At 61.0% G+C, this 23092-nt stretch carries 21 protein-coding genes; 14 read left to right on the forward strand and 7 right to left on the reverse strand.

The window, feature by feature from the left end:
- The first annotated feature begins 6 nt into the window (after positions 1-6).
- From ATY29_RS33635 to ATY29_RS33650, 4 genes are all read left to right on the forward strand, one after another.
- Complete coding sequence (locus tag ATY29_RS33635) at positions 7-846, forward strand: carbohydrate ABC transporter permease (RefSeq protein WP_003565148.1); 840 nt, start codon at positions 7-9, stop codon at positions 844-846.
- On the forward strand, positions 843-1904 hold the full coding sequence (locus ATY29_RS33640) for a Gfo/Idh/MocA family protein (protein WP_003565146.1): 1062 nt from the start codon (positions 843-845) through the stop codon (positions 1902-1904). Before ATY29_RS33635 ends, ATY29_RS33640 begins: the two co-directional genes overlap by 4 nt.
- A gap of 10 nt (positions 1905-1914) precedes the next feature.
- On the forward strand, positions 1915-2919 hold the full coding sequence (locus ATY29_RS33645; RefSeq protein WP_003565144.1) for an ABC transporter ATP-binding protein: 1005 nt from the start codon (positions 1915-1917) through the stop codon (positions 2917-2919).
- Positions 2920-3369: 450 nt separating this feature from the next.
- Positions 3370-4398 carry a trans-3-hydroxy-L-proline dehydratase gene (locus ATY29_RS33650; RefSeq protein WP_097534073.1) on the forward strand — a complete coding sequence of 343 codons (1029 nt, stop codon included), beginning with the start codon at positions 3370-3372 and terminating at the stop codon, positions 4396-4398.
- A 116-nt stretch (positions 4399-4514) separates the two neighbouring features.
- On the opposite strand, the gene ATY29_RS33655 is transcribed toward ATY29_RS33650, so the two are convergent.
- The 5 genes from ATY29_RS33655 to ATY29_RS33675 all read right to left on the reverse strand — a co-directional run bounded on the left by ATY29_RS33655 (position 4515) and on the right by ATY29_RS33675 (position 9507).
- Positions 4515-5576 carry an ABC transporter ATP-binding protein gene (locus ATY29_RS33655; RefSeq protein WP_003565140.1) on the reverse strand — a complete coding sequence of 354 codons (1062 nt, stop codon included), beginning with the start codon at positions 5574-5576 and terminating at the stop codon, positions 4515-4517.
- 12 nt (positions 5577-5588) lie between these two features.
- A complete protein-coding gene (locus ATY29_RS33660) occupies positions 5589-6377 on the reverse strand; it encodes an ABC transporter permease (RefSeq protein WP_003565138.1) in 789 nt (262 codons plus the stop codon).
- A complete protein-coding gene (locus ATY29_RS33665) occupies positions 6374-7267 on the reverse strand; it encodes an ABC transporter permease (protein ID WP_003565137.1) in 894 nt (297 codons plus the stop codon). Before ATY29_RS33665 ends, ATY29_RS33660 begins: the two co-directional genes overlap by 4 nt.
- 72 nt (positions 7268-7339) lie before the next feature.
- A complete protein-coding gene (locus ATY29_RS33670) occupies positions 7340-8443 on the reverse strand; it encodes an ABC transporter substrate-binding protein (RefSeq protein WP_003565135.1) in 1104 nt (367 codons plus the stop codon).
- Positions 8444-8634: 191 nt separating this feature from the next.
- Entirely contained in the window at positions 8635-9507 is an 873-nt protein-coding gene (locus ATY29_RS33675; protein ID WP_003565133.1) for a MurR/RpiR family transcriptional regulator, read from the reverse strand.
- A gap of 174 nt (positions 9508-9681) precedes the next feature.
- Between ATY29_RS33675 and ATY29_RS33680 the strand changes: the two genes are divergently transcribed.
- From ATY29_RS33680 to aac(6'), 7 genes are all read left to right on the forward strand, one after another.
- Positions 9682-10452, forward strand: coding sequence for an N-formylglutamate amidohydrolase (locus tag ATY29_RS33680; protein ID WP_003565131.1), 771 nt, complete (start codon positions 9682-9684; stop codon positions 10450-10452).
- 119 nt (positions 10453-10571) lie between these two features.
- On the forward strand, positions 10572-12128 hold the full coding sequence (locus ATY29_RS33685) for an amino acid permease (RefSeq protein WP_097534075.1): 1557 nt from the start codon (positions 10572-10574) through the stop codon (positions 12126-12128).
- A gap of 152 nt (positions 12129-12280) precedes the next feature.
- Positions 12281-13645: a glutamine synthetase family protein gene (locus tag ATY29_RS33690; protein ID WP_003565126.1), complete on the forward strand. Its 1365-nt coding sequence runs from the start codon at positions 12281-12283 to the stop codon at positions 13643-13645.
- Positions 13646-13877: 232 nt separating this feature from the next.
- Complete coding sequence (locus ATY29_RS33695; protein ID WP_097534077.1) at positions 13878-15263, forward strand: aldehyde dehydrogenase family protein; 1386 nt, start codon at positions 13878-13880, stop codon at positions 15261-15263.
- Positions 15260-16411, forward strand: a complete 1152-nt coding sequence (locus tag ATY29_RS33700; RefSeq protein WP_097534079.1) for an iron-containing alcohol dehydrogenase — start codon at positions 15260-15262, stop codon at positions 16409-16411. Before ATY29_RS33695 ends, ATY29_RS33700 begins: the two co-directional genes overlap by 4 nt.
- A 227-nt stretch (positions 16412-16638) precedes the next feature.
- Entirely contained in the window at positions 16639-17337 is a 699-nt protein-coding gene (locus tag ATY29_RS33705) for an AAA family ATPase (protein ID WP_003565118.1), read from the forward strand.
- Between the two features lie 151 nt (positions 17338-17488).
- Positions 17489-17941: an aminoglycoside 6'-N-acetyltransferase gene (gene aac(6'), locus ATY29_RS33710; RefSeq protein ID WP_003565116.1), complete on the forward strand. Its 453-nt coding sequence runs from the start codon at positions 17489-17491 to the stop codon at positions 17939-17941.
- A gap of 96 nt (positions 17942-18037) precedes the next feature.
- Here aac(6') and ATY29_RS33715 read toward each other — a convergent pair whose 3' ends face one another.
- On the reverse strand, positions 18038-19438 hold the full coding sequence (locus ATY29_RS33715; RefSeq protein ID WP_097534081.1) for a L,D-transpeptidase: 1401 nt from the start codon (positions 19436-19438) through the stop codon (positions 18038-18040).
- A 253-nt stretch (positions 19439-19691) separates the two neighbouring features.
- Between ATY29_RS33715 and ATY29_RS33720 the strand changes: the two genes are divergently transcribed.
- From ATY29_RS33720 to ATY29_RS33730, 3 genes are all read left to right on the forward strand, one after another.
- Positions 19692-20531: a DUF4432 family protein gene (locus tag ATY29_RS33720; protein WP_097534083.1), complete on the forward strand. Its 840-nt coding sequence runs from the start codon at positions 19692-19694 to the stop codon at positions 20529-20531.
- A gap of 71 nt (positions 20532-20602) precedes the next feature.
- The gene (locus tag ATY29_RS33725) at positions 20603-20941 is read left to right on the forward strand and encodes a protein tyrosine phosphatase family protein (protein WP_003565111.1); all 339 of its coding nucleotides are present in this window, start codon (positions 20603-20605) and stop codon (positions 20939-20941) included.
- A 72-nt stretch (positions 20942-21013) separates the two neighbouring features.
- Positions 21014-21358: a RidA family protein gene (locus ATY29_RS33730; RefSeq protein ID WP_003565109.1), complete on the forward strand. Its 345-nt coding sequence runs from the start codon at positions 21014-21016 to the stop codon at positions 21356-21358.
- Positions 21359-21429: 71 nt separating this feature from the next.
- On the opposite strand, the gene ATY29_RS33735 is transcribed toward ATY29_RS33730, so the two are convergent.
- Positions 21430-23088, reverse strand: a complete 1659-nt coding sequence (locus ATY29_RS33735; protein ID WP_097534085.1) for a thiamine pyrophosphate-binding protein — start codon at positions 23086-23088, stop codon at positions 21430-21432.
- Between the last annotated feature and the right edge of the window lie 4 nt (positions 23089-23092).

Genomic DNA, 23092 nt, shown 5'->3' on the forward strand with positions numbered 1-23092 from the left:
GCGCGCATGTCCAAAGCACGCACATCTCCCATCCGCACCGGCCTCGTGCACCTGGCGCTCAGCGCCTATACGCTGGTCGCGCTGTTTCCGGTATTCCTGACCATCGTCAACTCGTTCAAGGATCGCGCCTCGATCTTCCGCGAGCCGCTGATGATCCCGACGCCGTCGACCTTCAGCCTGGTCGGCTATCAGACGGTGCTGGGTCAGGGCGATTTCGCCGTCTATTTCCAGAACAGCTTCGTCGTCACGATCGTCTCGATCTTGCTGGTGCTGCTCTTCGGTGCGATGGCAGCCTTCGCGCTCTCGGAATATCGCTTCCGCGGCAATATGCTGCTCGGGCTCTACATGGCGATCGGCATCATGATCCCGATCCGTCTGGGCACGGTGGCGATCCTGCAGGGCATGGTGGCGGCGGGCCTCGTCAATACGCTGACGGCGCTGATCCTCGTCTATACCGCGCAGGGCATACCGCTGGCGATCTTCATCCTGTCGGAATTCATGCGCACGGTTTCGGACGATCTCAAGAATGCCGGGCGCATCGACGGGCTCTCGGAATATGCGATCTTCTTCCGCCTGGTGTTGCCGCTGGTGCGCCCGGCCATGGCGACGGTCGCCGTCTTCACGATGATCCCAATCTGGAACGACCTCTGGTTTCCGCTGATCCTGGCGCCGTCCGAGGCGACCAAGACGGTGACGCTCGGCTCGCAGATCTTCATCGGCCAGTTCGTTACCAACTGGAATGCGGTGCTGGCGGCACTGTCGCTGGCGATCCTGCCGATCCTCGTTCTCTACGTCATCTTCTCGCGGCAGCTGATCCGCGGCATCACGTCAGGAGCCGTCAAGTGAGTCAGGAAAAACCGATCCGCGTCCTCGTTGCCGGCCTCGGCAACATGGGCCGCAGCCATGCGCTTGCCTATCACAACAATCCGGGTTTCGAGATCGTCGGGCTCGTCAACCGCTCGACGCCGAAGCTGGAGCCCGAGCTGCAGGCCTATACGATCCATCCCGACTTCACGACGGCGCTTGCCGAGCTGCAGCCCGATCTCTGCTCGATCAACACCTATTCCGACAGCCATGCCGATTATGCCGTCGCCGCCTTCGAGGCCGGCTGCGACGTCTTCGTGGAAAAGCCGCTGGCGACAACCGTCGCCGACGCCGAGCGCGTGGTCGCGGCCGCGAAGAAGGCGGGCCGCAAACTGGTGATCGGCTATATCCTTCGCCATCACCCTTCCTGGACGAAGTTGATCGAAGAGGCGCGCAAGCTTGGCCCGCCTTACGTTTTCCGCATGAACCTCAACCAGCAGTCCAGCGGACCGACCTGGGCGACGCATAAGTCGCTGATGCAGACCACTTCGCCGATCGTCGATTGCGGCGTGCACTATGTCGACGTGATGTGCCAGATCACCGATGCCAGGGCAGTCGAGGTGCGCGGCATGGGGCTGCGCCTCTCCGACGAGATCGCCGCCGACATGTATAATTACGGTCAGCTGCAGGTGCTGTTCGAAGACGGTTCGGTCGGCTGGTACGAGGCCGGCTGGGGACCGATGATCTCGGAGACGGCCTTCTTCGTGAAGGATGTGATGTCGCCGAAGGGCGCGGTCTCGATCGTCATGGATCCGAACGCCAAGTCCGACGATATCGACACGCACACCAAGACCTCCGTGATCCGTCTGCATACCGCCGAGACCGGCCCGGACGGCAAATTCATCCGGCCCGACCAGGATATGAAGATGACGGGCGAGCCCGGTCATCAGGCGCTCTGCGACCTGGAACAGGGATTCGTGCTGAGGGCGATCCGCGAGGATCTCGACCTCAATCGCCATATGGCGGATGCGATAGCGTCGCTACGCGTCTGCCTTGCCGCCGACGAGAGCGTGCGTACCGGCCAGCCGGTCAGATTGTAAGGAAAAATCAGTGGGATCACTTCAACTCAAATCCATCCGCAAAACCTATGGCACGCATGAGGTGCTAAAGGGCATCGATCTCGAGGTCGAGGACGGCGAATTCGTCATCTTCGTCGGGCCGTCGGGCTGCGGGAAGTCGACGCTCTTGCGCAGCATTGCCGGCCTCGAGGACGTCACGTCGGGCGCCGTCGTCATCAACGGCCGTGACGAGACGCTGACGCCGCCGGCCAAGCGCGGCATCGCCATGGTGTTCCAGTCCTATGCGCTTTATCCCCACCTGACGGTCAAGGACAATATGGGGCTCGGCCTCAAGCAGGCCGGCACTGCCAAGGACGAGATCGACAAGCGCGTCGGCAAGGCATCTGGCATGCTGTCGCTGGCGCCCTACCTCGCAAGGCGGCCGGCCGAACTTTCGGGCGGCCAGCGCCAGCGCGTCGCGATCGGCCGCGCCATCGTGCGCGAACCGGAACTCTTCCTGTTCGACGAGCCGCTATCGAACCTCGATGCGGCCTTGCGCGTCCAGACCCGCCTCGAAATCGCACGGCTGCACCGCAGCCTGAAGGCGACGATGATCTATGTCACCCATGACCAGGTCGAGGCGATGACGCTTGCCGACAAGATCGTGGTGCTGAATGCCGGCGCGATCGAGCAGATCGGCTCGCCGATGGAGCTTTACAATCGCCCGGCCAATGTCTTCGTCGCCGGCTTCATTGGTTCGCCGCAGATGAATTTCATCGCGGCCGAGAAGGTCGGCGACCACAGCGCCAAGACGATCGGCGTGCGTCCCGAACATATGACGCTGTCGCGCGAGCAGGGGACCTGGGCGGCGAAGGTCGTGCATGTCGAGCATCTCGGCGCCGATACGATCATCTATCTGGAATCCGATCAATGCGGCCTGCTGACGGCGCGCCTCTTCGGCGAACACCAGTACGAGCCCGACGAGATCGTCTATGCGACGCCGGATCAGGCTCGTGTCCACCGTTTCGATGTGGACGACCAGGCGATCCGAGCATAGGCCGAAAACCGGGTCCTTTTCGGAAGGCATTGGCGCAAATTCCAAATCACGGCGCGGTGATGATCGGCCCGGTGTCGGCACTGCTGACGTCGCACGCCTTCGGCGCGCGTCGCTGCGGATGCCTGCGGGAGAGACAGGCAGGCCCCTCTGATGCCAAGGGTGTCCGACTCTGCATAAGCGCTCCCGGCTTACAAACGGCACTGCGTCCATTCCTTTAGCTGGTCGACCTCAGGTTACCAGCGAAAGTCCTGTCGGAAGCCGCCGTCTGTTCATCGGCTATCGCTCTGCCTGGTAGACTTACGCTTGACTCCGTTATTGTAGATCGTATACGTTATTCTAATTGTCGCAGCATAACCTCCTTCATGAGATTTTCGTGCGCTGCGGCTGCAAAACTGCTGCGACGCTTGCTGGAATTGCTTCGGTCTCGATCAATAAGAGCGGGGAACACCAATGCGTACTTCCAAGATCGTGCATATCGTCAGCTGCCATGCGGAAGGTGAGGTCGGTGACGTCATCGTTGGCGGCGTCGCGCCGCCACCCGGCGCAACGGTGTGGGAGCAGTCGCGGTGGATTGCTAAGGATGAGACGCTTAGAAATTTCGTACTGAACGAGCCCCGCGGCGGCGTGTTCCGCCATGTCAATCTGCTTGTCCCACCGAAGCACCCCAAGGCGCAGATGGGCTGGATCGTCATGGAGCCGGCCGACACCCCGCCAATGTCGGGTTCAAACTCCATGTGCGTATCGACTGTGCTGCTCGATACCGGCATCATCCCGATGCAGGAGCCGATCACGCGGATGATCCTCGAACCCCCAGGCGGCCTGATAGAGGTCGAGGCCGAGTGCCGAAACGGCAAGGCCGAACGCATCCGCGTCCGTAACGTCCCGTCCTTTGCCGATAAGCTCGATGCCAGGATTGAGGTAGAAGGTATCGGCACGGTCACGGTCGATACGGCCTATGGCGGGGACAGTTTCGTTATCGTCGATGCGGCGTCCGTAGGGCTCAGCCTTCGACCGGACCACGCCCGCGATATCGCCCGCATGGGCGTCAAGATCACCGAAGCCGCCAACGAGCAGCTTGGCTTCAAGCACCCAGGCAATGATTGGGGCCACATCTCCTTCTGCCAAATTACCGATCCGGTTGAGATGAGGGATGGCGCGTTCTGGGGTAAGAACGCGGTCGCCATCCGTCCGGGCAAAATTGACCGTTCCCCCTGCGGCACGGGATGTTCGGCTCGCATGGCCGTGCTCCACGCCAAGGGTCAGATGAAGGCAGGCGAAAAATTCGTCGGCACGTCGCTGCTGGACACGGAGTTCCATTGCAGCATCGATAGCGAAGTCGACATCAACGGCAAGCCCGGCATCATCCCGATTATCTCGGGTCGTGCATGGGTCATCGGCACAAAGCAGCTCATGGTCGATCCGGCCGATCCGTTCCAGGCCGGCTACCGCCTCTCCGATACCTGGCCGATGGACCTGTAAGGAGACGGGATGCCATCGGAACATGGCCGCACCCTTAGATTCACCGATACGGGTTCATCTGAGTAACGGAAAAGGCGCCGTTTTTGCGGCGCCCTTTGCATGCTGGTCTGTCAAGCTCAGTCGCGGATGACCAGCAGATCGGCCGCCATGAAACGCAGCGTCACAGTCTCGCCGGCCTGCGGCGGAGTTACGCCCGGGCTGTTGAACATATCGAAGGAGATGACGTTGCCGCCGACATTCATGCGGGTACGGATGACCGAGCCCAGGAAGTGAGCTGAGACGACCTGGCCGGTCAGCGCGGTATCGCTTCTGGCGGTGTCGGAGAGCGATCCCGCTTCCGGGCGCAGTGCCAGCGAGATGGTTTCGCCGGCCTTTTGGGCTGCGACCGACTGTTTTAGCGTGATCTTCTGATCGCCGATCTGGATGAGATTGGCGTCGGGATCGACGACTTTGGCTTCGATCAGGTTCAACGTGCCGACGAAGGAAGCGACGAAGCGTGTTGCCGGCGTGTTGTAAATCTCGAAAGGCGAGCCGATTTGGTCAGCCTTGCCCGCATTCATAACGACGATGCGGTCGGAGATCGATAGCGCCTCCTCCTGATCGTGGGTGACGAAAACAGTGGTGATGCCGAGCTGCTGCTGGATCTGACGGATTTCCTCGCGCAACGACACGCGGATCTTGGCGTCAAGTGCTGAGAGCGGCTCGTCGAGCAGCAGCACCTGCGGCTTGACGGCAAGCGCGCGGGCGAGCGCAACGCGCTGCTGCTGGCCGCCCGACAATTGGTAGGGGAAGCGGTCGGCCAGGTGATCGAGCTTGATCAGGCCGAGCATTTCCTTAACGCGGGCGTCAATCTCCGGCTTGGGGGCGCCAGCGACCTTAAGGCCGAAGGCGACGTTGTCGTGCACCGTCATGTTGGGAAACAGCGCGTAGGCCTGGAAGACCATGCCGATATTGCGCTGGTTCGGCTTCAGCGCGCTTTGGTCCTTGCCGTTGATGGTCAGCGTGCCGCCGGTCGGCGTTTCGAAGCCGGCGATCATGCGCAGAACGGTCGTCTTGCCGCAGCCCGACGGTCCGAGGAAGGAGACGAACTCACCCTTCTCGATGTTCATGTTGAAGTTCTTGACGACCTGAACCGGGCCGAAGGACTTCTGGATGTTGTTCAGAGTGAGAAAAGACATGAGCCGGATACCTTAAGCCTTTGCCGGGCGGGCTTTGCCGAAGCGGGAAACGAGGTTGAGCAGGCCCATGCTGAGCCAGGTGATCGAGAAGGCGATGACGGCGAGCGCTGAAGGCTCGTAGGCCTTGTTGGCGCCGACAAGCTGCAGGTAGGGGCCGAAGGCCGGGCGGTTGAGCAGGGCGGCGAAGGTGAATTCGCCCATGACTATCGCCAGCGTGATGAAGGCGCCCGAGAGCACCCCGCTCATGACGTTGGGAAAAATGCACTTGAACATGATCGTCGTCCAGCGGGCACCGAGGCTCTCGGCCGCTTCCGTCAACGTGCGGACATCGATGGCGCGCATGGCGGTATCGACGGCGCGGTACATATAGGGCAGCGACAGCGTAATATAGGAGAAGACCAGCAGGATGTTGGTGCCGGTCGTCGAACCGGTCATCGGCAGGTAGGATGACGAGTTGTACATCCTGAGGTAACCGAAGACGATGACGATCGCCGGAATAACGAGCGGCAGCAGCGTGATGAATTCGACGACGGGGCGCATCTGCGGCAGGCGCAGCCGCACCCAATAGGCGGTCGGCACGACGAGCAGCATGCCGAAGACAATGGTCAGCAACGCCATCAACATCGAATAACCGAAGGTCTCGCGGAACTGAATGTCTGAGAAAACCGACTCATAGGCATCCAGGCTGTATTCTCCGCGGCGCATGCGCAGCGAAAACTCGATGGTGCCGATCAACGGAATGACGAAATAGGAAGCGCCCAGAATGATGGCGAGCCAGGCTCCGAAACGTTGAGCTTTCATTTCTGCCACCGTTCGGCGCGCATGCGCAGCATGAGGTACAGGATGTTCGAGACGCCTGTTATGACGATCATGCCGAGCGCGATGGCATAGCCGAGGTTGGCATTGTGCAGGACGTCGCCGCGGATCTGTGCGTAGAGCAGGATCGGCACGATGTTGAGCGAGCTGCCGGTCAGCGCGAAGGCGGTGGCAATGGCGCCGAAAGCATTGGCAAAGAGCAGCAGCGTCGTGCCGAGCAGGCTCGGCCACAGGATCGGCAGGGCAACCATGGTCCAGTATTGGCGGTTGGTGGCGCCGAGAATCTCAGAGGCTTCGCGCCATTCCTTCTTCATGCCGTCGAGGGCCGGCGTCAGGATCAGCACCATCAGCGGGATCTGGAAATACATGTAAGTGATGGTGAGTCCGAGGAAGGACAGAAGGTTGAAACCGGTGCCGTAGAGATTGAAACCGAACCACTCGCGCAGGAACATCGTCACAAGACCGGTGCGGCCGAGCGTTGCGAGAAAGGCGAAGGCAAGGGGCACGCCGGCAAAATTCGAGGCGACGCCGGAAAAGGTCAGAAGCGTCGAGCGGACCGAGGGGGGCAGGCCACCGAGCACAACGGCCCAGGCGAGAAAGAAGCCGATCAGTGCACCGCCGAGCGCGGAGGCGACCGAGACGCGGATACTGATCCAGTAAGCGCTCATGATGGACGGAGTAAAGAGATCGCCGATATTCTTCAGCGTGAGATTGCCTTCGGGCGTCAGAAACGCGCCCGCCACAAGATAAAGCGTGGGGATGATCAGGAACAGCAAAGAGAAAATAATAAAGGGTGCAATGCCCAGCCAGTCGATCACGCGATCTCTGTTGATCAAGGGGGCACTGCGCACCATAGGCGTTGAAACGGTGCTCATGGAAAAGCTCATCCTGGGGCGTCGGAGTGAGAAAACCTCCCCGCCTTTTGAGCGGGGAGGCCGGATCGGAGATTACTTGACGGCGGCGCCGACGACGGAATCCCAGTTCTTGGTGATGGCTTCCTTGCCGGCGGCCTGTTCTTCGAGCGTCGGGAAGACGGCCTTTTCATAGGCAGCTGCCGGCGGCAGCTTGTCGAGCAGGTCCTTCGGGATCTTGTTGTTCTTGGCAAGATCGTTGAAGCGGATCGGATGGCAATAGCCCTTCAGCCAGCCGAGCTGACCTTCGTCGGAATAGAGGTATTCCATCCAGAGCTTGGCAGCGTTCGGGTGCGGAGCGAAAGCCGAAATCGCCTGGACGTAAACACCGGCAACGACGCCCGTCTTCGGAACGATGACCTCGAACGGAGGATTGCCCTTGAGGCTCTGGCCCCAAGAAAGGGCGTTGTAGTCCCAAGCGACGATGATTGGCGTGGAGCCCTGTGCGAACGGAGCCGCCTTACCGACAACCGGTACGAAGTTGCCGGCCTTGTTGAGTTCGGCGAAGAACTTCAGACCTTCTTCGCCAGCCTTGGCTGCGTCACCGCCGGATGCGGAAAGACCAGCGGCATAGACCCCCTGGACAGCCTGGTTGGCGGTGCGCGGATCGCCTGCGAGGGCGACGGTGTTTGCATAGTCGCTCTTCTTCAGGTCGGCCCAGTCGGCCGGTGATTCCTTGACGAGGTCCTTGTTCACGAGGAACGAGAGGACGCCGTAATAGTCACCATACCAGTAGCCTTCGGCATCCTTGGCGCTATCCGGAATGGAATCCCAGGTTGAGACCTTGTAAGGCTGGATCAAGCCGTCTTTCTTGGCGGATGGGCCGAAGGAGAGGCCGACGTCGATGACATCGGGAGCCTGCGGTCCGGTGTTGCCCTTGTTGGCCTTGATGGCTTCGACTTCGTCGCCCGAACCGGCATCCGGGTTCAGTTCGTTGACTTCGAGGCCATACTTGGCCTTGAAGCCGGCAATGACATCGCCATAGCCGCACCAGTCGTGCGGAAGAGCGATCGTCGTCAGTGTGCCTTCCTTCTTGGCGGCAGCGATAAGTTCAGCGCTAGGCTCAGCAGCGGCAATCGCGGTCGAAGCCACGATCATCGCAGTAGAGAGCGACAGAAGTCGAGAAATGTTAGAGATCACTGTTGTTCTCCTTCGGGTTTTCAGTGTCTGGCGATGCTGTTAATCAGCTTACATGAAGCTTGTGTGACGGGTGGATGACGTTAACTTTGCTATGAATAGCAGGCGTTTGCGACACGTGTTTTATTTGCGACGGCACTACCTGTTTCTGCGGAAAATCCGTCCTTCATTGCCCTCTGTTTGTCTTGTCCCTCCTAACCCGGTTTGCGGAAAAGCTTGGTCTGCTCGAACAAGCCCTCAAGCGTCTTCATGCGCTCCTTCGTCTCGTCCCAAGTGGAATTCTGAACGGCCTCGATGAGCGCTTCGACGATGAAGAGGGTGACCACGGAGGAATCCCAGGCCGACGGCGCCTCGATGCGGACGCGGAAGGCATGTCGGGCGAGCTTGGCGGCGGGCGAGCCCCATTGATCGGTGAAGACGACGATTTCGGCCCCGCGTTTGCGGGCGGCGGTGGCAAGGCTCGCCATCTCCTGCTCGTAGCGGCGGATGTCGAAGATGATCAGGATGTCGCCGGCATTCATGTTGAGGGCATATTGCGGCCAACTGCTGGAGTTCGACGATAGCAGCGTCGTCGCCGGCCGAATCACCTGCATGTGGGTGAAGAAATACTCGGCAAGCGCGCCGGTGATGCGGCCGCCGACGAAATAGAGGCCGCGCTTGCGGTCCGACAGCAGCGCGGCGACGCTGTCGAAGGTCGCGGTGTCGAGATCGGTCAGCGTCTGGCGCAGATTGCCCATGATGGCATCGGCGAAACGGTTGAGGATGTGAGTGCCCGGCGCGTTCTGGGCCCAGCGATCGTGCTTGGCGATGGGGTTCGAGATCGTCGCCTCGACCTCCAGATGCAGATGCGCCTGAAAGTCCGGATAGCCCTTGAAGCCAAGCTTCTGCACCATACGCACCACTGTTGGCGTCGAGACGCCGGCGTTCTCGGCGATGGTGGTGATGCTGCCGAGGCCGGAAACCGGATAGTTGTCGAGAAGGCTTTCGGCCAGTTGTTTTTCGGCGCGCGTCAAGACCCCGAAATGCGAGTGTATAACGTCCGAAACCGTCTTCGACGCAACTGTCACCTAAATGCTCCCCGGGATGGTCTAGCGCCACTTTCCCAACCAAATTTAACAACGCTGTCATAATCCATGTCAACTGCTGTCATGAAAAGAAATTTTCAGAGGACGCTTGACAGGGGGCGAAACCTGAAGAATTCTTTTCTTAAATATTTTATTAATGGATAAGGAGTGGCGCCTTTGGTGCTGGCCCGGCCGAAAATCCTCAGCGAAGCGGACGGCGACTGCGTCGGAATGGAGCGGGTCGACGGCCGGAGCCCGGTGTTGATCGTCTGCGAGCACGCTTCGAACGCGCTTCCCGCATCTTTCGGCGATCTCGGCTTGCCTGACGAAGCCCTGTCGAGCCATATCGCCTGGGATCCAGGGGCTCTCGCAGTCGCTCGCGGCATATCGGAAGGCCTTGACGCGACGCTCGTCTATCAGCGGTTCTCACGGTTGATCTACGACTGCAACCGGCCACCCAGTTCTCCCGGCGCCATGCCGGAGACGAGCGAGATCTACGCCATTCCCGGCAACAAGGATCTGAGCGCCGAAGAGCGCCTTACCCGTACCGACGCGCTCTACGTGCCCTTCCACGACGCCATTCGCGGGCTGATCCGCGATCGCCGGGCGAGGGGGCAGGACAGCATTATCGTGACGGTCCACAGCTTCACGCCGGTCTATCATGGCCGCGAACGTGCCGTCGAACTCGGCATATTGCACGATGAGGACAGCCGGCTCGCCGACCGCATGCTGGCGGCTGCGACCGAGGCGCCGCTCTACAGGACGGAACGCAACCAGCCTTACGGGCCCGAGGACGGCGTGACCCACACGCTGATCCTGCACGGGCTTTCGAACGGCTTGCGCAATGTGATGATCGAGGTCCGCAACGACCTCGTCGCAGACGATGTCGGCCAAGGGGTCATGGCCGACTATCTAAAAGGGCTGATCCAGCAAAGCCTGGACGCCTGATAAAAAGAAGACCCGAGGGAGCAGTCTAACTGCGGACGTCCGCACGGCGCAAATGCCGCGGGCAATTTGGCACTGAACCGGCCCGCAATCCCGCGGCCGATCGTGAACAGGGGGAAGTCATGTCGGACTATACCGATCTGGACAAGAAGCAGGATGTGCACATCCTGCATTCCATGGGTTATGCCCAGGAACTCGAACGACGCATGAGCTCGTTCTCGAACTTCGCCGTCTCATTTTCCATCATCTGCATTCTTTCCGGCGGCATCAATTCGCTGGCGCAGGCCACTTCCGGTGCCGGCGGAGCCGCCATTGGCATCGGCTGGCCGGTGGGATGCTTCATCTCGCTCGTCTTCGCCATTGCCATGGCGCAGATCAGCTCGGCCTATCCCACGGCCGGCGGGCTCTATCATTGGGGCTCGATCCTCGGTAACCGCTTCACCGGCTGGCTGACCGCCTGGTTCAACCTGCTCGGTCTCGTCACCGTGCTCGGCGCCATCAACGTTGGTACCTATTATTTCTTCATGGGTTCCTTCGGCACCACCTATTTCGGCCTGACCGACACGACGACGGTGCGCATCATCTTCCTGGTGATCATCACCGGCGCGCAGGCGCTCGTGAACCACATGGGCATCGGTTTGACCGCCAAGCTGACCGACTTTTCAGGTTATCTGATCTTTGCGAGTTCGATTGCGCTGGCAGTGGTTTGCTTGGCGGCGGCACCCTCCTATGAATTCGGCCGTCTCTTCACCTTCGCCAACTATTCCGGCGAAGTCGGCGGCAACGTCTGGCCTTCCACCTCCGGTGCCTGGGTCTTCCTTCTCGGCCTGCTGCTACCGATCTACACCATCACCGGCTACGACGCCTCGGCGCATACGTCGGAAGAGACGGTCAAGGCCGCCGAATCGGTGCCGCGCGGCATGGTCGCCTCGGTCCTGTGGTCGGCGCTGTTCGGCTACATCATGCTGTGCGCTTTCGTTCTGATGCTGCCGAATATGGATGATGCGGCAAAGCAGGGCTGGAACGTGTTCTTCTGGGCGATGGACAGCCAGGTCAACCCGATCGTCAAGGACATTCTTTATCTCGCCATCCTGGTCAGCCAGTGGCTGTGCGGCCTTGCGACCGTCACCTCGGTCTCGCGGATGATCTTCGCCTTCTCGCGTGACGGTGGCCTGCCAGCCTCGAAGGCGCTGTCGAAGGTCAGCCCGCAGTACCGCACGCCGGTGGCTGCGATCTGGACCGGTTCGATCCTGTCGGTCCTGTTTGTCTGGGGCTCCTCGCTCGTTACGATCGGCGACACGCCTGTTTATACGATCGTCGTCTCCTGCACGGTCATCTTCCTGTTCTTCTCCTTCGCGATCCCGATCACGCTCGGTCTCTTCGCCTGGGGTACATCGAAGTGGGACAAGATGGGTCCGTGGAACCTCGGCGAAGGCGTCTTCAAGCTGTTTGCCGTGCTGACTGTGATCGCGATGATCCTAATCTTCATCCTCGGCATTCAGCCGCCGAACGAATGGGCGCTCTACATTACCGTCGGCTTCCTCCTCGTCACCGCGATTGTCTGGTTCGGCTTTGAAAGCCGGCGCTTCAAAGGCCCACCGATCGGAGCCGACGTAGCAAAACGCCAGGCCGAGATCGCGGCGGCCGAAGCAGCCGTCGGTGAAAGCGGCGGACACTGAGCATCGAGGCTTCCCTCTCAAGTGGCGGGGCCGCATTCGCGGCCCCGCCAGCGGTCCAACGAAAAGGCATCCGGCCGGAAAAAGCGGCGATGGTATGCCGTTTCGTTGCCCCGATTTCCGATTTTCCCATTTCTCGTTCAGGCGGATCAATCATGAGCAGCTACACAATCGACGATCTCAGGAAGGATGTTGCCGAAGGGCGCATCGATACGGTTTTGGCCTGCCAGGTGGACATGCAGGGCCGGCTGATGGGTAAGCGCTTTCAGGCGGAATATTTCGTCGAGAGCGCCTGGAAGGAAACGCATAGCTGCAACTACCTGCAAGCTACGGATATGGAGATGGAGACCGTCTCCGGCTACAAGGCGACTAGCTGGGAGAAAGGCTACGGCGATTACACGATGAAGCCGGATCTTGCGACGCTGCGCCGCATTCCCTGGCTCGATGGCACGGCGCTGGTGCTCTGCGACGTGCTCGATCATCACACCCATGAGGAAGTCGCCCATTCGCCGCGCGCGATCCTGAAGAAGCAGGTGAAGCGCCTCGAAGACATGGGCATGAAAGCCTATATGGCCTCCGAGCTCGAATTCTTCCTGTTCGACCAGAGCTACGAGGCGGCGCATACCGCGGGATACCGAAACCTCAAGCTCGCCAGCGCCTATAACGAGGACTATCACATCTTCCAGACCACCAAGGAAGAAGAGGTGATGCGGGCGATCCGCACCGGGCTGCAGGGCGCCGGCATTCCGGTTGAAAACTCCAAGGGCGAGGCTTCCGCCGGCCAGGAGGAGATCAACGTGCGTTATGCCGATGCGCTCGCCATGGCCGACCGGCATGCGATCATCAAGAACGGCTGCAAGGAAATCGCCTGGTCGAAGGGCAAGGCTATCACCTTCCTCGCCAAGTGGAATTACAACGCCGCCGGCAGTTCCTCGCATATCCACCAGTCGCTCTGGAGCCTGGAAGAAAAGCCGCTGTTCTTCGATCACACCGGCAAATATGGCATGTCGCCGCTGATGCACAATTATATCGCCGGGCTTCTCGCCCATGCGAGCGAGATCACCTATTTCCTGGCGCCCTACATCAATTCCTACAAGCGGTTCATGGCCGGCACATTTGCGCCGACCAAGGCGATCTGGAGCAAGGACAACCGTACCGCCGGCTACCGCCTCTGCGGTGAGGAAACCAAGGGCATCCGCATCGAATGCCGCGTCGGTGGCTCCGATCTCAATCCCTATCTCGCCTTCGCCGCGTTGCTTGCCGCCGGTATCGACGGGATCGAGAACAAGCTGGAGCTCGAAGCCCCGTTCGTCGGCGACGCTTATGGCGGCAAGGGTGTTCGCGAAATCCCGCGCACGCTGCGCGCGGCAACGACTGAAATGACGGAATCGACGATGCTGCGCAAAGCCTTCGGCGACGACGTTATCGACCACTACACCCGTGCCGCTGAATGGGAGCAGGAAGAATACGACCGCCGCATCACCGATTGGGAAGTGGCGCGCGGTTTCGAAAGAGCTTAATAGGCATTTGCGGGCTTGCCCCTCACCCTAACCTCTCCCCGTTTTACGGGGAGAGGGGACGTGCCCTGCGAGACGTTGGCGAGGAACGGAGAGGTTGCGACCATCTCCTTCGCCCGCGAGCGGGGGTCCAAAGGACGGGTCGAGACCACGGCTCGACCCGTCGGTGCCGGCAGGCGGGTGAGGGGCTATGCCCTCGACGAAATTTTGATCAATACGAGGACAGGAACCGATCATGGCAATGATCCAATGCATTTCACCGGTCGACGGATCGGTTTACGCTGAACGTCCGGCGCTTTCGCTCGATGCCGCCAAAGACGTGGTGGCGCGCGCCCGCAAGGCCCAGAAGGCCTGGGCGAGACGACCGCTTGAAGAGCGAGTCCAGCTTGTCCTGAAGGGTGCCGCGCGGCTGAACGAGATGTCCGACACCGTCGTGCCTGAGCTTGCCTGGCAGATGGGCCGGCCGATCAAATACGGCGGCGAATACAAGGGCTTCAATGAGCGCTCCAACTATGTCGCCTCGATCGCGGCGGATGCGTTGGCGCCTGTTATCGTCGAGGAGAGCGACCGCTTCGAGCGCCGCATCGAGCGCGAAGCGCATGGCGTTGTCTTCGTCGTCGCACCCTGGAACTATCCCTATATGACGGCGATCAACACGATCGCGCCAGCGCTGATGGCCGGTAATACCGTGGTGCTGAAACATGCTTCTCAGACACTGCTCGTCGGCGAACGGCTGGTGCAGGCCTTTATCGAGGCCGGCGTTCCCGAGGATGTGTTCCAGAACGTTTTCCTCGACCATGAGACCACGTCGGCGCTGATTGCCGCCGGCAGCTTCAATTTCGTCAACTTCACCGGATCGGTCGAGGGCGGGCGTTCGATGGAGCGGGCCGCCGCAGGCACCTTCACCGGCCTCGGCCTCGAACTCGGCGGCAAGGATCCGGGTTACGTCATGGAAGACGCCGACCTCGAGGCGGCTGTCGACACGCTGATGGACGGCGCGACCTACAATTCCGGCCAGTGCTGCTGCGGTATCGAGCGCATCTACGTGCATGAATCGCTCTACGACGCCTTCGTCGAAAAATCGGTCGCCTGGGCGTCGAACTATAAACTCGGTAATCCGCTCGATCCCGAGACTTCGCTCGGGCCAATGGCGAACAAGCGCTTCGCCAAGGTGGTGCGCGAGCAGATTGCGGACGCGGTTTCCAAGGGCGCCAAGGCGCTTGTCGATCCCAAGCTTTTTCCGCAGGATGACGGCGGCGCCTATCTCGCGCCGCAGGTTCTCGTCAATGTCGACCATTCCATGGCCTTCATGCGCGAAGAGACCTTCGGTCCGGCGGTCGGCATCATGAAGGTGAAGAGCGACGAGGAAGCACTCGCCTTGATGAACGACAGCCAGTATGGGCTGACCGCCTCGCTCTGGACCAAGGATGTCGAACGGGCGGCGCGGCTCGGCCGGGAGATCGAAACCGGCACCGTTTTCATGAACCGCGCCGACTATCTCGACCCGGCGCTCTGCTGGACCGGCGTCAAGGAGACCGGCCGCGGTGGCTCGCTGTCGATCATCGGTTTCCAGAATCTGACGCGTCCGAAATCCTTCCACCTGAAGAAAGTCACAGCATGAGCAGCAACATCACCGCAAACTGGAGCTACCCGACTTCGGTCAAGCTCGGCCGGGGCCGGATCAAGGAACTGGCGGACGCCTGCAAGAGCCTCGGCATCAAAAAGCCGTTGCTCGTCACCGACCGCGGTCTCGCCTCGATGGCGATCACCAAGAATGCGCTCGACATCCTCGAAGATGCCGGCCTTGGCCGGGCGATCTTTGCCGATGTCGATCCGAACCCGAACGAGAAGAACCTTGAGGCCGGTGTCAAGGCTTTCAAGGATGGCGGTCATGACGGTGTCGTTGCCTTCGGCGGCGGCTCTGGTCTCGATCTCGGCAAGTGCGTCGCCTTCATGGCCGGCCAGACCCGGCCGGTCTGGGATTTCGAGGATATCGGCGACTGGTGGACGCGGGCGAGTATCGACGGCATCGCGCCGATCGTCGCCGTGCCGACGACGGCCGGAACCGGTTCGGAAGTCGGGCGCGCCAGCGTCATCACCAATTCCGAAACGCATGTAAAGAAGATCATCTTCCATCCGAAGTTCCTGCCCGGCGTCGTCATCTCCGATCCAGAACTGACGGTCGGCATGCCGAAAATCATCACGGCCGGCACCGGCATGGATGCCTTCGCCCATTGCCTGGAGGCCTATTCTTCGCCCTTCTATCACCCGATGTCGGCCGGCATCGCGCTCGAAGGCATGCGGCTCGTCAAGGAATTCCTGCCGCGCGCCTACAGGGAAGGCACCGATCTCGAAGCCCGCGCCAACATGATGGCGGCTGCCGCCATGGGTGCGGTCGCCTTCCAGAAGGGGCTCGGCGCCATCCATGCGCTGTCGCACCCGATCGGCGCCGTCTACAACACCCATCACGGCATGACCAATGCGGTGGTGATGCCGGCGGTGCTGCGCTTCAATCGCAAGGCGATCGAGGAGAAGATCTGCCGCGCCGCCGCTTATCTCGGTATTTCGGGCGGCTTCGACGGCTTCTACGACTATGTATTGAAGCTCCGCTCCGAGCTCGGCGTGCCGGAGACTCTGTCGGCGATGGGAATCGCCCCCGACCGCATCGACGAATTGTCGGCCATGGCAATCGAGGATCCGAGCGCGGGCGGCAACCCGGTGGCGTTGACGCTCGAAAATACCAAGGCGCTTTTCAGGGATTGCTTCTGAGCTAGATGCCGAGCCTGCGGATAGGCCCGGAAGGCTTTGGTCTTCCGGGCTTTTTTGTAGTGGCGGCATCCCCAATTTTAGGGATGTGAAAAATACAGGCTGCAATTTCGGCGGGCGCGTTTGGGATTTGTTAACCATGATTGTAAAGGATAGCTTAACCGCACGATGCTCCGACAGTGCGTAAGAGAGCGATACCGGCTCGCGCTATTTCCTCCCGAGGACCGAACATGCCTGTCATTACATTTGCAAACACCAAAGGCGGCGCCGGCAAGACGACCGCTGTTCTCCTGCTCGCCACCGAGCTTGCCCGCAAGGGTTACCGCGTCACCGTTCTCGACGCCGATCCGCAGCACTGGATTTCGCGCTGGCACGACATATCCGGTCATGTGCCCAATGTTTCGGTGATCGATTTCGTGACCACGGCCTCGCTGCCGCTGCATATCAGCGAGAACAAGCACAATACCGACTATTTCATCGTCGACCTGCCGGGTGCGCGCAATCCGCTGCTTGCCACAGCCGTCGGCCTTTCCGATCATGTGCTGATCCCAATCCAGGGCTGTGCAATGGATGCGCGCGGCGGCGCACAGGTGCTCGAGCTGCTGCAGTATCTGGACGAAAAGGCGGGCATCAAGATCGGTCATTCGGTGGTGCTGACCCGCGTCAACTCGATGGTGACGACCCGGGCGCTGCAGCTCGTCAAGTCGCTGCTCAGCGAGCGGCATGTGCCGGTGCTGGACACCGCGATCATCGAACGCTCGGCCTTCCGCGACATCTTCGACTGTGGCGGCACGCTGCACACGGTCGACCCCGCGCGCGTCAGCAATCTCGACAAGGCGCGTGAGAATGCCACATGCTTTGCCGAGGAAATAATGAGCAAAATGCCGGTCAGGCTAACGGCCTCGGCCCGTATGGCCACGGCGGCCTGAACATCCTTCGCACGAAAAAGGCCGTCGAAGCGATCCCCAGCCCCTAACCGAAATGTGAAATCCAGTAGATACTGGTGCCGAATCCCTTGTGGCATGGGACGCAAAACTGTCGCTTTGATTGGGTTTTTTCCGACAAGAAGGGAACCGCAATATGGAAGCGATTATTGAGGCTGGGACTATAAAGGATGTTGAGCCATGGGCGCAGCTTCGCCTTGCGCTATGGCCGCATCACTCGCTTGAAGATCATCGAGCAGAGTTGGGCCGGGCGTTTCTTTCAGAAAGTGGAGAAGCCGTCGCGTTCATAGCTCGAAATGCTGCGAATGAAGCTGTCGGGTTTGCTGAGGCCACTCTGCGACATGATTATGTGAACGGATGCAGCAGTTCACCCGTTCTGTTTCTCGAAGGCATTTATGTCCGCCCCGTTGACAGGCGAAAGGGTATCGCACGGTTGCTTTGCAATTCCGTTGCCGATTGGGGGAAGTCGCTTGGCTGTGTCGAGTTTGGCTCTGACGCGCTGCTTGAGAATTCAGCCAGCCATGCGCTCCATACCGCTTTAGGGTTTGAGGAGACGCAGCGCGTCGTGTTCTTCCGAAAGCCATTGTAGGCCGTCGAGAAACTCACTCGCAACGGTTGGAGTTTCGCGACACATTTCAGTTGCGGTCTGTGGAGCGATCCGGCGGCCACATTGCTGCAATAGGGTTCAATCGACGAATTCGACCGTCACTCCCGGCTTAACCATCTTGGCAAGCTCGGTCGCATCCCAATTGGTCAGGCGGATACAGCCGTGGCTCTGGGTGCGGCCGATCTTGGAAGGCTCTGGCGTGCCGTGGATGCCGTAGGTCGGCCTGGACAACGCCATCCAGACGGTGCCGACGGGGCCGTTCGGGCCGGGCGGAATGTTGAGGATCTTGTCGTTGGCGCCCTGCTGGAAATTGATCTTCGGATTATAGGTGTAGCCGGGATTGAATGCGACGCGCTCGACCGTCACGGTGCCTGACGGCGAGGGCGTGTCGGTGGAGCCGATCGATGCCGGATAGGCGGCAATGAGATTGCCGGCGCCGTCATAGGCAAAGACCTGCTTGCGGGCTTTGTCGGCGATGATGCGGGCGACCTCGCCGCTCTTCGGCTCGCCCGGATTGACGACCTTGATGACGGTGCCGGCAACGCTGAAATCGGCGCCGGGGTTCATCTCCTTCAGGAAGGCCTCGTCCATGTGGAAGCGCTCGGCCAGCATTTCGGTGGTCGATGTATAGGCAAGCGACGGTAGCAGCGCCTTATGCGAATAGTCTTCCGGGATCTGTGCGACGAAGGGGCCTGCCGCATCGGCCGGGGTGATCGTGTAGCTGACGACGGGCAGGCCGCCGTTCATGCGTAGTTCTTCCAGAATGGCATCCGTGTCGTTGGGGTCGAGCTTGGAGCCGGTCATCTGGTCATAGGCATAGATCGACTTGGTGACATTCGAGCCCATATGGCCGTCGATGACGCCGGGCGAGATGCCGGCGCGATCGAGAAAGACCTGCAACGCGACGATCTCGGGCTTCGACTTGTTCTTCAGCGTGATAACCGGTTCATCAGGCGCGGCCGTGGGCGCGTCGGCGGGCGGGATCTGCTGGTCGGGGTCGATCGAGGCATAGTTGTCGCCGGACTGCGGATTGCCGATGCTGTTGTCCTGGGGATAAGGCTGCTCGCCGAGCGGCCGGCGTTCGATCGCCGCATCGCGCGGGATGCCGCCGGTGACCGCACCACGCTCGGAATAACGCGTGTCGCCATAGGTGTTGTCGTCGGCATAATAGGGATCGTTGCCGCCCTGGTCGGCATAGACATCGCGCGGACCGGGCCGCGGCGGATAGTAGCCGCGGGCGCGCATCTCGGTGGCGACAACGTTGCCGTAGTCATCGATCAGCACGCGGTTGCCGCTGCGGTCGCGGGCGTAGTTATAGCCGCGCGGGACATAATCGAGGATCTCGCCGGTCGGCGTGACCAGCACGACGTCGCTCTGGCGGCGGTCGCGGAACTGCTGCGCGCCGGCCTCCGGTGCTGCCGCCGTAATGGCTGCCAGCACGGCCGCAAGCGAAAATGCCGACTTCAAAAAGCGATTCACGTCTCACACCTCGAACAGTGACTGGCCGACACACACCTGCGAATTTTGACGCTAGTGTGGAATTTATGAAAGCGTGCTGAACAAAATATGAAAATCACTAAGATTTCCTTTTACTCATAAACGTTTGCGTCTCCGTGTCAGTTCCGCAAAATCCCTGGTTGCGGCAAAAACACAAGATGGGAATGGCGCCGATTGACGAATGACGGCGCAAAACCTAACGCTGAGGCGGGCATAAACCCTCAAGGAGACTGCGATGATCGAATTTGCCGCCGCAAGCGGGCCGCACCTGATGCTGGATGAAACATCGGTGCTGGATATCGGCGGATGCATCGTCGAAGGTGTCGACATCGCGCCGAAGCGCGCCATTCCCGACGACGGCGATCCGCGAATCGATCACTCGCTCGAAGGCTTCCTCTTCACCTGCGGGCCGGACCATATCCGCCATCGCCAGCCGATCGCCGGCCGCGCCCACGGTAATGTCTATCCGCTGCACGGATCGGCCTCCGGCCATGCGGCCAAGGTGCTGTGGACGAAGTTTGAGAAGGGCAATGCCGAATGCCGCGCCGACATCGACATCGTAACCATCGAGGGACTGCCGCAGCGCATCGAGCGGCTATGGCGAATCGACGGGGCGACCGGTGAGGTGCAGCTCGAGGACCGGGTCGTCAACACCAGCGACCAGACGGTGCCGACCTTCCTGATGTACCACATGAACACCGGCGGCAAATGGCTGGACGAGGACACACGGCTCGAAGGCCAGATGCTGGAAAATGGCGGTTTCCCCTGGACGTTCGGCGAGGAGCCGGGCGGCATCTTCTGCGTGCCGGCGCCGGCGACGGAGGAGGGCTTCGCGGAAATCCGCCTCGGACCGATCGCTGCGATCGGCGGCAGGACGCTCCGTGTCCGTTTCCGCGCCGACACGCTGCCCTATCTGCAGGTCTGGCGAAACCAGAAGGCGCCGGCTCATATCATCGGCATCGAGCCGGTTTCGCATCGCTGGGTGTTGCGCGACGAGCTTGAGGCAGCCGGCGAGTTCAACATGCTGGCGCCCGGCGAAAGCCGCAGCTACGCGCTAACCTTTGCCTTTGTGTAAGTGAAGTGTTGTTGACGCTTGCCGGCCTCCCGTCGTAGACCTTCAGCCCACGATTTTGAGGAGACAAGACGATGGATATTCGCCAGATCGACGATGAATATTCTGTTTCGGGCCAGATCACGCTTGAGGAGCTCGACGAGATCAAGGCGCTGGGGTTCAAATCGATCGTCTGCCATCGCCCCGACCATGAGAGCCCCGATCAGACGTCGTTCTCGGTCATCGAGGCGCGCGCTAGAGAACTTGGACTCGATATCGCTCATGTGCCTGTCGGGCCGATGGGGGTGACCGAAGAAGCGGTGCAGGGTATGGTCGATGCGCTCGACGAATTCCCGCGGCCGATGCTCGGCTATTGCCGCTCCGGCGCCCGCTCGACGGCGATCTACCAAAAGACCCACCATATCCGTAGCTAAGCTCGTTCCGGCTGCCGATTTTCCGGCGCTGGACCGCAGCGCCGCCACCTTCCATTCACTCAGGAGACTACAATGAGCATTAAGCGTATCGACGTCGGCGCGCGCATGAGCGGCGCCGTCATTCATGGCAACACGGTCTATCTCGCAGGCCAGGTCGGCGAGGGCGAAAGCGTCACCGATCAGTGCAAGTCCTCGCTTGCCGAAGTCGACCGGCTGCTGGCTGCATCCGGCAGCAACAAGTCGAAGATCCTGCAAACGATCATCTATCTCTCCGACATCGCTTATTTTGCCGAGATGAACGCCGCCTGGGAAGCCTGGATCGATCCGGCCAATCCGCCGGCCCGCGCCACCAGCGAAGCCAAGCTCGCCGCCCCGAAATACAAGGTCGAGTTCATCGTCACGGCCGCGATCGACTAAAGGTCGCCGCAGGTCTGTTCCTCGAAGCCGGTGGGTGCGTGAACTGACCCTGATTGGGGTCAGTCACGGACCTACCGGCTTTTTGTTTGCGCGATTTCCGACAGCGTGCGTGTCGGCGTGATCGCTTCAGGATCGAGCTTCACCTCGATGATCGCCGGATTGCCGCTTTCGCGCGCCCGCAAAAAGGCGGGCGCGAATTGCTCCGTGCTTTCCACCGTCTCGCCATGGCCGCCATAGGCGCGGGCCAGGGCTGCGAAGTCGGGATTGGTCAGATCGGTATTGCTGACGCGGCCGGGATATTCGCGCTCCTGATGCATGCGGATCGTGCCGTAGATACCGTTATTGACGACGACCGCGATGATTGGCAGGCCGTAGCGGATGGCGGTGGCAAATTCCTGGCCGTGCATCAGGAAACAGCCGTCGCCGGCAAAGCAGATGACTTCACGTTCGGGAAACAACCGCTTGGCGGCGACGGCGGCGGGCAGGCCGTAACCCATCGATCCGGAGGTGGGGGCGGCCTGGGTATTGAAGCGGCGAAAACGATGGAAGCGATGCACCCAGGTGGCGTAGTTGCCGGCGCCGTTGGTGAAGATCGTGTCCGGCCCGGTATTGGCCTCCAGCCACTCCATGATCGGCCCCATATGGACGGCGCCTGGGCCTGTCGCCGGCGGCTTCGACCAGGCGAGATAGGCCTGGTGCATGCGCTGCGTGCGTTCCGCCCAGTGCGGCTCGGCCGGTGCTTCCAAATCGGCAAGTGCCGCGACGAAATCGGCAGGTGCGGCGCAGATCGCGAGATCCGGGCGGTAGAGACGGCCGAGTTCGGAGGCATCGGGGTAGATATGCACGAGCGATTGCTGGGGGTAGGGGATGTCGATCAGCGTGTAGGACGAGGAGGGCATTTCCGACATGCGGGCGCCGAGCAGGATCAGCAGGTCGCTCTCCTTGATCTCCTTGGCGAGTGCCGGATTGATGCCGATGCCGACATCGCCGGCATAGCAGCGATGGAGATGATCGAACAGCATTTGCCGGCGGAAGGAGCAGCCGACCGGCAGTTGGAAACGCTCGGCAAAGATGGCGAAATCGGCGACGGCATCGGCATCCCAGCGCGTGCCGCCGAGGATCACCATCGGCCGCTCGGCCTTCAAGAGTCTTAGATAAAAGTCGTCGATCTGGCGGCGGCCGGGATGGGCCTCGACGCTGACATAGTGTTTGGCGCGGGGCACTTCGACCTCGTCGCGCAGCATATCCTCCGGCAGCGTCAGCACCACGGGGCCGGGGCGGCCGGAGGTGGCGATCGCGAAGGCGCGGGTGACGAATTCGGGGATGCGGGCGGCATCATCGATCTCGCCCACCCATTTGGCGAATTCGGTGAAGGCGCGGCGGAATTCGACCTCCTGGAAGGCCTCGCGCTCGCGGGCTTCGCGCTGCACCTGGCCGATGAAGAGGATCATCGGGATCGAATCCTGCTTCGATATATGCAGGCCGGCGGAGGCGTTGGTGGCGCCGGGGCCGCGGGTGACCATGCAAATGCCGGGTTCTCCGGTCAGCCTGCCCCAGCAATCCGCCATCATCGCCGCCCCGCCCTCCTGGCGGCAGACGAGCACGTCGATCTCGCTGTCGCGCAGCGCGTCGAGGACGGCGAGGAAACTCTCGCCTGGTACGCAGGACAGACGCTTGACGCCGTTCGCCTTCAGCGCCTCGACAATCAGTTCCCCGCCCGTCTTTTTCATAGTG

The sequence above is a fragment of the Rhizobium hidalgonense genome (genome assembly GCF_002914525.1).
In the GTDB taxonomy this organism is placed as follows: Bacteria; Pseudomonadota; Alphaproteobacteria; order Rhizobiales; family Rhizobiaceae; genus Rhizobium; species Rhizobium hidalgonense.

Bases quoted from the DNA above. Each gene is read 5' to 3' on its own strand.
- ATY29_RS33635 (WP_003565148.1), top strand. From the start codon at position 7: ATGTCCAAAGCACGCACATCTCCCATCCGCACCGGCCTCGTGCACCTG.
- ATY29_RS33650 (WP_097534073.1), top strand. From the start codon at position 3,370: ATGCGTACTTCCAAGATCGTGCATATCGTCAGCTGCCATGCGGAAGGT.
- ATY29_RS33655 (WP_003565140.1), bottom strand. From the start codon at position 5,576: ATGTCTTTTCTCACTCTGAACAACATCCAGAAGTCCTTCGGCCCGGTT.
- ATY29_RS33660 (WP_003565138.1), bottom strand. From the start codon at position 6,377: ATGAAAGCTCAACGTTTCGGAGCCTGGCTCGCCATCATTCTGGGCGCT.
- ATY29_RS33665 (WP_003565137.1), bottom strand. From the start codon at position 7,267: ATGAGCACCGTTTCAACGCCTATGGTGCGCAGTGCCCCCTTGATCAAC.
- ATY29_RS33685 (WP_097534075.1), top strand. From the start codon at position 10,572: ATGTCGGACTATACCGATCTGGACAAGAAGCAGGATGTGCACATCCTG.
- ATY29_RS33690 (WP_003565126.1), top strand. From the start codon at position 12,281: ATGAGCAGCTACACAATCGACGATCTCAGGAAGGATGTTGCCGAAGGG.
- ATY29_RS33695 (WP_097534077.1), top strand. From the start codon at position 13,878: ATGGCAATGATCCAATGCATTTCACCGGTCGACGGATCGGTTTACGCT.
- ATY29_RS33700 (WP_097534079.1), top strand. From the start codon at position 15,260: ATGAGCAGCAACATCACCGCAAACTGGAGCTACCCGACTTCGGTCAAG.
- ATY29_RS33705 (WP_003565118.1), top strand. From the start codon at position 16,639: ATGCCTGTCATTACATTTGCAAACACCAAAGGCGGCGCCGGCAAGACG.
- ATY29_RS33720 (WP_097534083.1), top strand. From the start codon at position 19,692: ATGATCGAATTTGCCGCCGCAAGCGGGCCGCACCTGATGCTGGATGAA.
- ATY29_RS33725 (WP_003565111.1), top strand. From the start codon at position 20,603: ATGGATATTCGCCAGATCGACGATGAATATTCTGTTTCGGGCCAGATC.
- ATY29_RS33730 (WP_003565109.1), top strand. From the start codon at position 21,014: ATGAGCATTAAGCGTATCGACGTCGGCGCGCGCATGAGCGGCGCCGTC.
- ATY29_RS33735 (WP_097534085.1), bottom strand. From the start codon at position 23,088: ATGAAAAAGACGGGCGGGGAACTGATTGTCGAGGCGCTGAAGGCGAAC.